This window comes from Winogradskyella sp. HaHa_3_26, assembly GCF_019278425.1.
Classification (GTDB): Bacteria; Bacteroidota; Bacteroidia; order Flavobacteriales; family Flavobacteriaceae; genus Winogradskyella; species Winogradskyella undariae.
Map to the genome: position 1 here is coordinate 1,106,678 of NZ_CP058981.1, position 13,404 is coordinate 1,120,081.

Sequence of the window (13,404 nt, forward strand, 5' to 3'; positions counted from 1 at the left end):
TTTTACATACTCTATAATTTTTAGGTAAGTTCTAAAATCACCTATTTTAATTCACTAAGCAAAAATTATCAAATCCTACATACATTTTTCCATAAGCATCAAACGGAAGGTGTGAATTAGTAATCATAATATGATTAATACCATTTGCTGGAAATGATAATGCACTTGTATCGATTGTAAAAGAAGCCGTTTGCCAAGCATTAGTTGTCGTTGAAGTAATAACTACTTCACCTAAAAACACAGTGTTTGTACTGCCAAACAAATCTATATTTGTAGGTGTAGCAATCCCTGTTGGACTGGCTGGTAATGGATTTGTGTTTGGATGATACACACCATAAACACCAACCTTTACATCATTTGAAGCGGAACACGATTCACTCATATTAGCATAGTCAAAAGATAAAGAATAGAGACCTGAACCTTGATTTATAGTCACTGTAAGTTCATTAAACATACCCTCTCTGTAAAGCGCATTAGAATTTGTAGAGTTTTCTACCCAAATAGATGCAAAAACACCTGTAGATGGAGTTGGAGCTGTGAAGCAAGATTGACCGAAATTGGTAGTAGTATTATCAAATAAATCGGCAAGACTAGTTGATGATTGCCATAAGGCTTTCCAATTGGTTGCTAGATCAACATCTTCATCTATTACAGCATTTGGATCTCCTGTTGTAATTTCAAAATCACCATTTTGAATAAAACCAGGACAAGCTGTTATTTCTGGAAATCCAGGAGTACATTCACAATTTTCGCTAACAGTTCCGTCATTAACACCGTCGTTATCCGAATCACATGCAACTTCAAAGTTGAGTTGCAACGCTTCACAATCAAAATCAACAGTATTTTCAGAAACACAATTACAATCATCAGTAATAATTCCATCTAAATTACCATCACCATTAAAATCACATGGATCACCAAAGTTAACCTGTAACTCTTCACAATCGAAACCAACAGTATTATCTGTAAGACACTCACAATCATCTGTAATAGTTCCATCTGAAATACCATCACCATCAGAATCACACATATCACCAAAGTTAAGTTGCAACTCTTCGCAATCAAAATCAAGACTCTCGGCAATACATTCACAAAACTCATTAACGATTCCGTTATCAATTCCATCACCATTAGCATCACAAACATCACCTATGTTAAGCTCTAAATCGGCACAATCTACATCTCGATTATCTTCATCATAAGCACAAACTTCATCATCACTACAAGAAGACAAACATAATAGCATGAAAATACAAATCATTTTGAATGTATAATTTAGATAGGTTGATAACATTTGGCATTTGGGGTTTATATATAAATTTCTCATTTTGTTTAAGTTTTAAATCAAGGCAGCAATTAACAACTGCCTTGATTTGGTTAATGATTAATAGCAGATTAAATCAATATGATTAGAAACAAATTACTTTGAATTCTGTTCTACGGTTTACACGGTGCTCATCATCTGTACAGGGTACATTATTAGCACATTTTACATTCTTTAATTCGGTTTCACCAGCACCTCTTGCTATTAAGCGATCCTTAGAGATGCCTTGACTAGCAATATATTCTACAGTAGCATCTGCACGACGTTGTGATAGTTTTCTATTGTACTCATCAGAACCTTGACTATCGGTATGCGATGACATTTCTACTTGAATGTTAGGATTGTCTTGCATCAGTTTTACAATAAGTTCTAAATCTGGAATTGAGACTGGTAATATTTCTGACTTATCTAAATCGAAATTAATATTATCTAGTTTTATGGCTTTACCACAAGGATCGATGCACAATTCAAAATCGATAAATAAACTTTTATTTCTATCGTAAGAGCTTGTTGAAACTTCTACCTCATTAGAATAATAACCATCTTTTTTACCATTTAAAGCATAAATAGAAGCCTGTTTAAGATGAAACATAAAATCACCAACATCATTAGATAATGTATGCTTTTCTAAAGCTGCTAATTTATCTGAAAGACCAATATCTACAGCTTGTAAACCTGAATCTGCATTACATTCTACAACATTACCTTTAAGTATAAAATTTTCATCGCCATAGTAAATTACTTTCTGGATGCTATTTCCTTCCTTTTTACATTGAATAAATTCATCTTGACTTATCTTTTCATTATCTAAAGCAACATCATATAGATTTCCGCTAATAACATAATCAGCTTCTAACACATCACTAAAAACAATAACTCCAAAAGAATTGGTTGTACCACTTTCTATAATATTACCTTCTAAATCTTTTAATACAATATCAGTATTTGGAAGAATTTCTCCTGAAAATTTATCTTTAGCAGTAATTGTAATTCCACAACCACAAGTTGCACAACAATGAGGAAAATGATCTTCTTTACAAACTGGACAAATATTTTCCTCTTCTTCTTTTTTATCCTCTTTCTTTTTTGTGAATTTATAAGTTAAACCTGCAAATGCTCCAATTGAAGAAATATCACAATCACAAGGTTTTGATCTTGATAACACCTCTCCATCAAAAGTATTAAAAGGATCACCATTAGCACCTGCTACAGAAGTAAGCGGTTGATATAAGGCAGAAACACCAGATTCACTTAATTCTTCTACACCTAAGTGATGCATATAATAAGCACCAAGGTTAACTCCAATATTTTTAGTAATAGCGTAAGTAAATCGTATCTGACCTTTAAAAGTTAAAACACCTGAATCTTTATAACCCGCATGAAAATTTAAAGGAAAGGTATTAGAAGCTGTTGAAGTACCCATTAGAAGCGTTCTCCCACCTGTAATAGAAGCTAAACCAACACGAGTATTAAGTTCTGCTTTAAATTTACCAGATGGTAACCTGTATTGAAAATTTGGACCAATACCATAAAACATACGAGTTACTTTTTCTTCACTTAAATTAAATGTATTAATAGCAGTAAAAAGATCTGGCTCAAAAAGATTAGACGTTGGGTAATTGCTTTCTGGTTGATTTGTTATGTAATCGAAATCAGCACCAACTCCAAACCAACTCCAATAGTAATCTAAAGAAATACCTAAATCTAAACCACCATTATAATCTATATAAGGGGTGTTATTTTTATAGGTTGGAAAATCATATCCTATTCTAGGACTTAATTGAAAATAATTCTTTTCTAATGCAGCTTCTACTACATTACTTTGCATGTCATCTAATATATTTTCTTGGGCAATTGTAGAAAATACATTTGCAAATACAAATAGCATGATTAATAGTTTTGATAAATTCTTCATTGCGAATGTGTTTTAAATTAAGTTATTCAGACTTATATAAAGAAGACTATAAAATTGTTACCCTTTTAAGGAATAAAATTTTTAAAATAACATAGTATAAAAGCACTTAAAACAAAGCAACAAATAATGATGCACTGCTAACTTCTAGCAAAAAGAGAACAAAGAATATCTTTTAAGAAAAAGTTTAAAACAAAAAAAGCCGATTCAAAATGAATCGGCTTTTTTAATATTATATATAAACTTTAGAATTATCCTCCAAAGTCATCAAATCTAATGTGTTCATCCGGTATTCCGAAATCTTCACCCATTTTCTGAACTGCTTTGTTCATCAATGGTGGTCCACAGAAATATAACTCAATATCTTCTGGTGCATCATGCAGGCTTAAATAGTTATCTATTACACAATTGTGAATAAACCCTACAAAACCATCTCCAGGAGCATCAATATTTTCTTTTACTTTCCAATTATCTTCTTCCATTGGTTCAGATAAAGCTAAGTAAAACTTAAAGTTAGGGAAATCTCTTTCTAACTCACGGAAGTGCTCTAAGTAAAATAATTCACGTTTAGAACGTCCACCATACCAATAAGTCACTTTTCTACCTGTTTTTAAGGTTTTGAAAAGGTGATATAAATGAGAACGCATTGGAGCCATACCAGCACCACCACCAACGTAAAGCATTTCGCTATCAGACTCATTGATGAAGAATTCACCATAAGGTCCTGAAATAACAACTTTATCACCTGGTTTTTGGTTAAAGATATAAGAAGAGGCAACACCAGGATTTACATCCATCCATCCGCCTTTTGCTCTATCGAACGGAGGACAAGCCACACGTACGTTTAGCATAATTTCACGTCCTTCAGCTGGGTAAGAAGCCATAGAATAAGCTCTTTCTACTGTTTCAGTATTTTTCATTACTAATGGCCAAAGTTTAAACTTATCCCATTCTGCTTGAAATTTATCTGGAGTTTCATGTTCTTCAGGATGAGCTGTAATATCCATATCGGTATACTTTACTTCACATGGAGGAATTTCAATTTGAATATATCCACCTGCTTTGTAACCCATATCTTCTGGAATTTCAACAACAAACTCTTTAATGAAAGATGCAACGTTGTAGTTACGTACCACAACAGCTTCCCATTTTTTAATACCAAATACTTCTTCAGGAATGGTAATTTCCATATCCTGTTTTACCTTTACTTGGCAAGACAAACGTGCACCATGTGCCAGTTCTTTTCTTGAGAAGTGAGGTGTTTCTGTTGGTAAAGCTTCTCCACCACCAGATAATACATGACATTCACATTGAATACATGTTCCACCACCACCACAAGCTGATGGTAAAAATATTTTTTGGTTTCCTAAAGTACTTAATAAAGAACCTCCAGAACTTACTTCTATTTCACGTTCACCATTAATCAAAATCTTTACAGGTCCTGATGGTGATAATTTTTGTTTTACAAATAATAATAACCCAACTAATAACATTAAAATTATTAAAAATGCTACTACGGTTACTAAAATTGTCCCTGTTGTACTTGCTGCTAATAATATCATACTACTCAATTACTTTAATTGTGTTATCAGCTAATGCTTTTGTTTCTTCTATTTTCTTTTCAGCTTCTACTGTAGTAGTAGTCACTTCTTCTTTAGCTTCATCATCACCACCAGTTAACATACCACCAAAACTCATAAAGCCGATAGCCATTAAACCTGTAATAATAAATGTAATTCCTAAACCACGTAAAGCTGGTGGCACGTTAGAATATCTAATTTTTTCACGAATTGCAGCAATTGCTAAAATAGCTAAGAACCATCCAATACCAGAACCAACACCATAAGTTGTTGCTAATCCTAAAGTAGGAATCTCTCTTGATTGCATAAATAATGAACCACCTAAAATGGCACAGTTTACAGCAATAAGTGGTAAAAATATACCTAATGAATTATATAAAGATGGTGAAAATTTCTCTACAACTATTTCTACCAATTGTACCATTGTAGCAATAGTAGCAATAAACATAATAAAAGATAAGAAACTTAAATCATAACTAGCGTATTCTTCACCTAACCAAGATAAAGCTCCTGGTTGTAATAAATACTGATCTAATAGCCAGTTTAAAGGTACAGTGATTGCAAGTACAAAAATTACTGCCGCTCCAAGACCAACAGCTGTACTTACTTTTTTAGATACAGCTAAGTAAGAACACATCCCTAAGAATGTAGCAAATACCATGTTATCTATAAAAATCGATTTGAAAAATAATTCTATATGTTCCATATATTTTGTTTTTAGTTGTTAGCATTTAATTGTCAATTTAAACCATCAACAACAAATAACCTTAAACTAATTTAGTCTTCAATTAAAGCTTTGTTTCTACTACGTTGTATCCAAATGATTATACCTACAACAATCAATGCCATTGGAGATAATAACATAAAACCGTTATTTTCATAACCGATAGCATACAATCCTGTTTTTTCAATAGGATCTCCTAAAACTTTAAATCCTAATAAAGTACCAGAACCTAAAAGCTCTCTAAAGAAACCAACGATAATAAGTATTAAACCATAACCAGCTGCATTACCAATACCATCTAAAAAGGATTGCCATGGTTTATTTGCTAAAGCAAAAGCTTCAAAACGTCCCATAATAATACAGTTTGTAATAATCAATCCAACAAAAACAGAAAGTGTTTTACTTAACTCGTAAGCAAAAGCTTTTAAAACTTGATCAACTATAATTACTAAAGCAGCAACGACAACCAATTGAACAATAATTCTAATTTTTGAAGGAATAATGTTTCTCATTAAAGAGATCACTACATTTCCTATAGCTAAAACAGCCATTACAGACACAGCCATTACAATCGAAGCTTTTAACTCTGCTGTAATTGCTAAAGCAGAACAAATACCTAATACCTGAATAGTAATAGGGTTATTATCCGCTAATGGATCTGTGATTAACTTGGCATCTTTTTTTGATAAAAGTCCCATAAATTAATTGTTTTTTAAATTTTTAAAGTAAGGTTCGTAAAGCTTTAAATCACTTTTTATCATAGCTGAAACACCATTTCCTGTAATTGTAGCTCCTGCAATTGCATCAACCTCATTATCTGTTTTATCTAAATTTTTTGGATCTGCATTTCCTTTAGCAACATCTATACCTTTAAAAGTACCTGAATCACTTAAAAGGTGTTCACCAATAAAATCATCCATAAAAAAACGTTGCTTAATGTTAGCACCTAATCCAGGTGTTTCACCAGCATGATCAAAAAATGCACCTTGAACAACCATGTTTTCATCCATTGAAACATAAGCCCAAATAGCATCCCAAAGACCTTTACCTCTAATTGGTGCTATGTAAAATGTTTTACCATCTTTTTCACCAACAAATAAAGGCAATCTTCTTGCTTTACCTGCATTTGCATTTGCTTGTTCTTTTTTAACATCTATTAAATAAGCTTGATCATCTTCGCTTACTTTTCCGTCTTGAATAACCAATTGCTTTTGAATATATGTTTCAAATAACTCTGGTGCATCGTTTGTAGAAACAAAATTCGCACTACTTTCATCATTCTCATTAACACCCATTGCATACAGAATATTCTGTTGCTTTTCTATACGTTGGTTCTCTGTAATAGTCGGTTTTAATGAAGATGCAGTAAACGCTAGTAATGAACCTACGATTAATACCATAGCTATGGCAAAAATTATAGTGTATGAATTTTTATCTGTTCTATTTTCCATCGTTATGCAGTTTTTGCTTTTAGACGTTTCATTCTTTTCTTAACATTCCCTTGAACCACATAATGGTCAATTGTTGGTGCAAACACATTCATTAATAGAATAGCTAACATTACACCTTCTGGATATGCAGGGTTAAATACACGGATCATAATAGAAAGAAATCCTATTAAGAAACCATAAATCCATTTCCCTTTATTTGTTTGTGATGCTGTTACAGGATCTGTAGCCATAAATACAGTACCAAAAGCAAAACCTCCGATAAGTAAGTGATGCCAGAATTCTGTACTCATTAATCCATAAAACTTGCTTCCTTCAGTAATTACTTCAGCACTAACAAGACCATTAAAAATTAATCCCATTACTAAAGCTCCTACAACAGAAGATAACATAATTCTCCAGCTTCCTATTTTAGCGAAGATTAAAAATACAGCTCCTACTAAAATTAAAAGTGTCGATGTTTCTCCTACCGAACCCGGAATAATTCCGCAGAACATATCCCAAACCGAATAGGCAACTTCTTTACCTTGTGCTAAAGTACCTAATATAGTTTCACCAGAAATAGCATCTACATTCTGACCTGCAGCAATCATTTGATCACGTTCTACAGCTCCATGAATCCATACTTTATCTCCTGACATCCATGTAGGATAAGCAAAGAATAAAAAGGCTCTAATGGTTAATGCTGGATTAAGAATATTCATTCCTGTTCCACCAAATACTTCTTTACCGATAACAACACCAAAGATTACAGCAACAGATAACATCCATAATGGAATATCTACTGGTACAATAAGCGGCACTAACATACCAGTTACTAAATAACCTTCTTCTACTTCATGTCCTTTAATGATGGCAAAAACAAATTCTACTGCTAAACCAACACCGTAAGAAACAATGACTAGTGGTAATACTTTCCAAAGTCCAACTACAAGATTGTCTAAAGTCCAAAATGAAGCTCCTAAAAACCCATTTGCAGATTCAATTAAACCTTGTGCTAAATAATGCTGATAACCAGCATTAAACATACCGAATATTAAACATGGAACTAAAGCCATGATTACAGTATTCATTGTACGTTTTAAATCATCAGCTGCCTTTATATGAGTACCATTATGAGTGGTTTCATTAGGCATATATAAAAACGTAAAAAGGGCGTTAAATCCAGGAATCCACTTCTTGTCTTTATTCTTTTCCTTAAAATTATGTAAATTATTTTTTAAACCCATTATCCTATTTCTTTAAGCATTAAGTCTAACCCTTCTCTAATTATTTTTTGATGCGGTTGCTTAGATACACATACAAATTCCGTTAAAGCAAAATCCTCAGGTGCAACTTCGTACATCCCTAAAGCTTCCATTTCATCTAAATCTTTATACATACAAGCTTTTAGAATCTGCATTGGATAGATATCTAAAGGAAATACTTCTTCATAAGTTCCTGTAGTCACAAATGCACGATGTTCTCCGTTTGTATTTGTATTTAATTCGAATTTCTTTTTTGGAGTTAACCAAGAAAAGGTTAAAGCTCTAGATGTAGACACCTTATTGAAAACAGGTTTGTTCCATCCAAAAAACTCGTAATCATCACCTTCTGGAATCACAGAAATCACATTGCTGTAATAATCTAAGTTACCATCTGGTTGCACTTGTTTTCCTGACAATACGTTTCCTGAAATAAAACGAGCATTGCTGTCTTTTTCAACACCATTATCATAAACCATAGTTGCAATTTCTGCACCTAATTTAGTTTTAAAATAACGTGGTTTTTTAACAGAAGAACCCGCTAAAGCAATAATACGCTCAGCATTAAACTTCCCAGTAAGAAGTAACTCACCGATAATCACTAAATCTTGTGCATTAACAGTCCATACCGTTTCACCTTTATTAACAGGATTAACCTTGTTAATTAAAGTCCCTACATTCCCTGAAGGATGCGGTCCTGAAACCTTGTGTGTTATTGCATTTTGTAGATTAGCTAAAGGTGAACTTGACTTAGCTCCAACTGAAATATGAACTCCACCTTCTGTAAACTTAGACAACGCTGTAACAGCGGCTTGTAACTCAGCTTCTTTCCCAGCTAGAGTATAATCTAAATTTGCAGCTAAAGGTGCACTTGCATAACCTGACACAAAAATAGCTTTTGGTGTGCTATCTGCCTTAGCGATAACATCGTAAGGACGTTGCTTTATAAAAGCCCAACATCCTGAAGCTAACAAATGTGCTTTAGTTTTTTCAGCATCCGAATTTAAGTCAAACTTCCCATGATCTAGAAAAGCCTGCGCTTTGTCTGCAGTTATTTTAATAGCGTCTATTCGACGTCTTGGTCCACGTTGTATTTCCGTAATCTCACCAGAAACTGGAGAAACAAATTTCATTGCCTCATTGTCTTTATTAAAAAACAAAGTTTCACCTGCTTTAACATGCGTCCCCTCTTTGGCAACAAGTTTAGGAATAATACTATGGAAATCTTCGGGTCTAATAGTGTAAGAATTACTAATAATAGCACTCTCTGTAGCTTCCTCGGCTTGACCGATTAACCTTATATCTAAACCCTTTTTAATTCTGATGTCTTTTGACATATACTTAAAGATTAGTTGTCTAAAAATCCGTGCGAATTTACAAATTAATGCTTAAAATCCCTCTAAAATCATGTTATTTATTTATAACCATTATAAATAATCCAATTACCATAAGGCACAGATTTTGATTATCTTTATGCACTTAGATTCAATTAAAATGAAAAAAAACTATTTAAGCCTTCTTATACTTTTTGTATTTCCAACAATTGTAATATCACAAGTCGCTACTGAGCTAAATCCTCCAGACTTTATAAAAACCATTACTTTTAAAAGCAATAATACCACACAAGGGCAACTGCCTATATTTAGTCTTGGTGAATCATTAACCTTAGAATTTGATGCTTTAACAGGAGATGAAGAAGATTTCTATTACGTTATTGAACATTTCAATTTTGACTGGACACCTTCAAGTTTAGTTAAATCTGAATACTTAAGTGGTATGGATAATCAACGTATTTTAGATTACGAAAATTCGTTTAACACCTATCAAATTTATTCACATTATAATTTAGAAATCCCAAACACACAAACACGTGGCTTATTAAAAAGTGGCAACTACATGATTTCAATTTATGATGATTATGATGAACTTATGTTCAGCAGAAAATTTATGATTTATGAAAGCCTAACAAATGTTGGAGTTCAAGTAAAACGCTCTAGAGATGTAAAAACTATAGCAGAGAAACAATCTGTAGATATCAAAATTACAACGAGTGGCATGAATTTAAACAACCCTCTTGAAACGATTAAAACACTAGTCATTCAAAACAACAATCTAAACACAGCGATTACAGATTTAAAACCACAATACACTCTAGGTAATGAACTCATTTACCGTTACGACACAGCTTCTTCATTTTGGTCCGGAAATGAATACAACTTTTTTGAAAACAAAGATGTTAGAGCTGCAAATATTGGTGTTCAACGTATAGAATTAAAAGATCTTTATCACAATTACCTATACACTAACATCGCTAGAAAAGACAGACCATACACTTATAACCCTGATATTAATGGTAATTTTCTCGTTACTGTTTTAGATAAAACTAACGTAGATATTGAGGCAGATTATGTGATGGTGCACTTTTCATTATTACATGATGAATTAATAGATAAAAACATATTTATCTATGGCAATTTTAATGGATACACTTTAGAACCCTTAACCCAAATGCTTTATAACATTGAAAGTAAACGTTACGAAAACATAATGCTTATGAAGCAAGGGTTCTACAACTACAAATTTGTTACGGTAGATAAAAAAACAGGAGAATTAGATGAAGGTATTATCAGCGGAAACTTTTGGCAAACAGAAAATAATTATAAAGTTTTAGTTTACTATAAAGATTTAGGCTCTCGTTACGATCGCCTTATTGGATTTGGAGAAGCAAGCTCAGTAGATATCACGAACTAAATTATGAAAATGAAAAATATTTACACTTTTAATTAGTGTTTTAGCATATTAAACCCTCATAACTGCTCTTTCTTTAAAAAATAAGAGACCTCACTTTAATTACAAGGAATCATTCAAAAATTATGTTATTTTAGCATAGATCAAACACTATAAACTATGGTACAACAAGTTACAAGCGGTATCAAAATTTCTGTAGAAACCAATTTTGAAGGCACATTTTACAAAAATTACAAAGTACATTTCGCTTTTGGTTACAAAGTAACCATCGAAAACCAGAGTAAAGATTCTGTTCAATTGCATTCTAGACATTGGAAAATACTTGATGCCTTAAATAATGAAGAAGTTATAGAAGGCGAAGGCGTTATTGGTAAAAAACCTATTTTAAAACCAGGTGAATCTCACACTTATAATTCAGGTTGTCTATTAACCTCTCCTTTTGGAGCTATGCAAGGTTATTATAACATGACAAATAACACAACATCTGATAACTTTAAAGTTTATATCCCTTCATTTAAACTAAGTGCACCTTTTGCTATAAATTAAATCTCATCCCTTTAATTTAATAGCTTAAAATATTCTTAACTCAACTTATTACACAAAACGATAAGCATTAAACTTAAGCTTTAATTTGATGAAATAAATATGTAAAATTCACATTTACAACTTTCACATAGCTATAACGTTTCAAAAAAATATTTTCTCATAAAAATTGTACATTTGTTACTTACACTTTCAAACTAAAAACAAATAGATTTCTACTTTTAGTGGAAACATAAAACAATTTAACGATGGGAAAAGGATTCTTTAATGTACCCGTAGCAGTTAACGAACCTGTTATGTCTTACGCACCTGGTTCTGCAGAACGCAAAGCAGTATCAGAGGCTTATAAATCAATGTTCAATTCTAAAGTTGAAGTTCCTCTATATATAAATGGTAAGGACGTAAAAACTGGAAATACCAGAACTATGTCACCTCCACACGATCATAAACATATTGTTGGTGAATATCACTTAGCTGAACAAAGCCATGTTGAAGATGCTATTGCTACAGCATTAGAAGCAAGAAAATCTTGGTCTCAAATGCCATGGGAACAACGTGCAGGTATTTTCTTAAAAGCTGCAGAATTAATTGCTGGTCCATACAGAGCAAAGATTAATGCCGCTACGATGATAGCGCAGTCTAAAAATATTTATCAAGCTGAAATTGATGCTGCTTGTGAGCTTATTGACTTCTTACGCTTTAATGTTCAGTTTATGTCAGACATTTACATGGAGCAACCAGAAAGTACAAGTGCTGCATGGAACAGAGTAGAATACAGACCACTAGAAGGATTTACATACGCTGTAACACCGTTTAACTTTACTGCTATTGCCGGTAACTTACCAGCTTGTATGGCTTTAATGGGAAATGTTGTGGTTTGGAAACCAAGTGATAGCCAAGTTTATTCTGCAAAAGTTATTATGGACATCTTTAAAGAAGCAGGTGTACCAGATGGTGTTATTAATGTTGTTTTTGGTGATCCGGTAATGATTACAAATACAGTATTAGCAAGTCCTGATTTTTCTGGTTTACACTTTACAGGTTCTACACATGTATTTAAAGAATTATGGAAACAAATAGGAAATAACATACACAACTACAAAACATACCCAAGAATTGTTGGTGAAACTGGAGGTAAAGATTTTATAGTTGCACATAAAACAGCCGATGCTAAACAAGTTGCAACAGCTATTGCTCGTGGTGCTTTTGAATTTCAAGGTCAAAAATGTAGTGCTGCATCTAGAGCTTATGTTCCTAAAGGAATTTGGGCAGATGTAAAAAAATATCTAATTGAAGATATGGAATCTTTCAAAATGGGATCTCCTGAAGATATGAGCAACTTTATCACCGCTGTAATCCACGAAGGTTCTTTTGATAAATTAGCGAAATATATCGATGAAGCTAAAGCTGATAGCAATGCTGAAATTATTGCTGGTGGTAATTACGATAAATCTAAAGGGTACTTTATTGAACCTACAGTTATCTTAACTACAAATCCAAAATACACAACAATGTCTACAGAGTTATTTGGCCCTGTAATTACAATATATATATATGAAGATGATGCGTACTCAGAAACATTAAAGCTGGTTGACGAAACAAGTGACTATGCTTTAACTGGCGCTATTATTTCTAGAGACAGATATGCTGTTGAAGAAGCTACAAAAGCACTTCAGAATGCTGCTGGAAACTTTTACATAAACGACAAACCAACAGGAGCTGTTGTAGGACAACAACCTTTTGGTGGTGCTAGAGCGTCTGGAACAAATGATAAAGCCGGAAGCCCTCAAAACTTATTACGTTGGGTGTCTCCTCGATTAATTAAAGAAACATTTGTAACTCCTGTAGATTATAGATATCCATTTTTAGGAGAATAACACC

At 32.8% G+C, this 13,404-nt stretch carries 11 protein-coding genes; 3 read left to right on the top strand and 8 right to left on the bottom strand.

Going from position 1 to position 13,404, the window contains the following annotated elements; genetic code table 11:
- Positions 1 to 46 precede the first annotated feature (46 nt).
- The 8 genes from H0I32_RS04870 to H0I32_RS04905 form a co-directional block, all read right to left on the bottom strand.
- Entirely contained in the window at positions 47 to 1,327 is a 1,281-nt protein-coding gene (locus H0I32_RS04870; RefSeq protein WP_218747114.1) for a hypothetical protein, read from the bottom strand.
- Positions 1,328 to 1,409: 82 nt separating this feature from the next.
- The gene (locus tag H0I32_RS04875; RefSeq protein WP_179312834.1) at positions 1,410 to 3,239 is read right to left on the bottom strand and encodes an OmpA family protein; all 1,830 of its coding nucleotides are present in this window, start codon (positions 3,237 to 3,239) and stop codon (positions 1,410 to 1,412) included.
- A gap of 248 nt (positions 3,240 to 3,487) precedes the next feature.
- On the bottom strand, positions 3,488 to 4,795 hold the full coding sequence (nqrF, locus tag H0I32_RS04880) for an NADH:ubiquinone reductase (Na(+)-transporting) subunit F (RefSeq protein WP_179312932.1): 1,308 nt from the start codon (positions 4,793 to 4,795) through the stop codon (positions 3,488 to 3,490).
- A 4-nt stretch (positions 4,796 to 4,799) separates the two neighbouring features.
- On the bottom strand, positions 4,800 to 5,522 hold the full coding sequence (nqrE, locus tag H0I32_RS04885; RefSeq protein WP_173587266.1) for an NADH:ubiquinone reductase (Na(+)-transporting) subunit E: 723 nt from the start codon (positions 5,520 to 5,522) through the stop codon (positions 4,800 to 4,802).
- Between the two features lie 71 nt (positions 5,523 to 5,593).
- A complete protein-coding gene (locus H0I32_RS04890) occupies positions 5,594 to 6,238 on the bottom strand; it encodes an NADH:ubiquinone reductase (Na(+)-transporting) subunit D (RefSeq protein WP_173587265.1) in 645 nt (214 codons plus the stop codon).
- A 3-nt stretch (positions 6,239 to 6,241) separates the two neighbouring features.
- On the bottom strand, positions 6,242 to 6,991 hold the full coding sequence (locus H0I32_RS04895; protein WP_173587264.1) for a Na(+)-translocating NADH-quinone reductase subunit C: 750 nt from the start codon (positions 6,989 to 6,991) through the stop codon (positions 6,242 to 6,244).
- A 2-nt stretch (positions 6,992 to 6,993) separates the two neighbouring features.
- Positions 6,994 to 8,217, bottom strand: coding sequence for an NADH:ubiquinone reductase (Na(+)-transporting) subunit B (locus tag H0I32_RS04900; protein WP_173587263.1), 1,224 nt, complete (start codon positions 8,215 to 8,217; stop codon positions 6,994 to 6,996).
- On the bottom strand, positions 8,217 to 9,569 hold the full coding sequence (locus H0I32_RS04905) for a Na(+)-translocating NADH-quinone reductase subunit A (RefSeq protein ID WP_173587262.1): 1,353 nt from the start codon (positions 9,567 to 9,569) through the stop codon (positions 8,217 to 8,219). The genes H0I32_RS04900 and H0I32_RS04905 overlap by 1 nt, the downstream gene beginning before the upstream one ends.
- 157 nt (positions 9,570 to 9,726) lie before the next feature.
- On the opposite strand from H0I32_RS04905, the gene H0I32_RS04910 reads away from it, so the two are divergent.
- The 3 genes from H0I32_RS04910 (at position 9,727) to pruA (ending at position 13,400) form a co-directional block, all read left to right on the top strand.
- Positions 9,727 to 10,983: a DUF5103 domain-containing protein gene (locus H0I32_RS04910; protein ID WP_173587261.1), complete on the top strand. Its 1,257-nt coding sequence runs from the start codon at positions 9,727 to 9,729 to the stop codon at positions 10,981 to 10,983.
- 156 nt (positions 10,984 to 11,139) lie between these two features.
- Positions 11,140 to 11,526, top strand: coding sequence for a Co2+/Mg2+ efflux protein ApaG (gene apaG / locus H0I32_RS04915; protein ID WP_173587260.1), 387 nt, complete (start codon positions 11,140 to 11,142; stop codon positions 11,524 to 11,526).
- Between the two features lie 245 nt (positions 11,527 to 11,771).
- The gene (gene pruA, locus H0I32_RS04920; RefSeq protein ID WP_179312833.1) at positions 11,772 to 13,400 is read left to right on the top strand and encodes an L-glutamate gamma-semialdehyde dehydrogenase; all 1,629 of its coding nucleotides are present in this window, start codon (positions 11,772 to 11,774) and stop codon (positions 13,398 to 13,400) included.
- Positions 13,401 to 13,404 lie beyond the last annotated feature (4 nt).

Coding starts and splice junctions, on each gene's coding strand:
- H0I32_RS04870 (WP_218747114.1), bottom strand. CDS start 1,327: ATGAGAAATTTATATATAAACCCCAAATGCCAAATGTTATCAACCTAT.
- H0I32_RS04875 (WP_179312834.1), bottom strand. CDS start 3,239: ATGAAGAATTTATCAAAACTATTAATCATGCTATTTGTATTTGCAAAT.
- nqrE (WP_173587266.1), bottom strand. CDS start 5,522: ATGGAACATATAGAATTATTTTTCAAATCGATTTTTATAGATAACATG.
- H0I32_RS04890 (WP_173587265.1), bottom strand. CDS start 6,238: ATGGGACTTTTATCAAAAAAAGATGCCAAGTTAATCACAGATCCATTA.
- H0I32_RS04895 (WP_173587264.1), bottom strand. CDS start 6,991: ATGGAAAATAGAACAGATAAAAATTCATACACTATAATTTTTGCCATA.
- H0I32_RS04900 (WP_173587263.1), bottom strand. CDS start 8,217: ATGGGTTTAAAAAATAATTTACATAATTTTAAGGAAAAGAATAAAGAC.
- H0I32_RS04905 (WP_173587262.1), bottom strand. CDS start 9,569: ATGTCAAAAGACATCAGAATTAAAAAGGGTTTAGATATAAGGTTAATC.
- H0I32_RS04910 (WP_173587261.1), top strand. CDS start 9,727: ATGAAAAAAAACTATTTAAGCCTTCTTATACTTTTTGTATTTCCAACA.
- apaG (WP_173587260.1), top strand. CDS start 11,140: ATGGTACAACAAGTTACAAGCGGTATCAAAATTTCTGTAGAAACCAAT.
- pruA (WP_179312833.1), top strand. CDS start 11,772: ATGGGAAAAGGATTCTTTAATGTACCCGTAGCAGTTAACGAACCTGTT.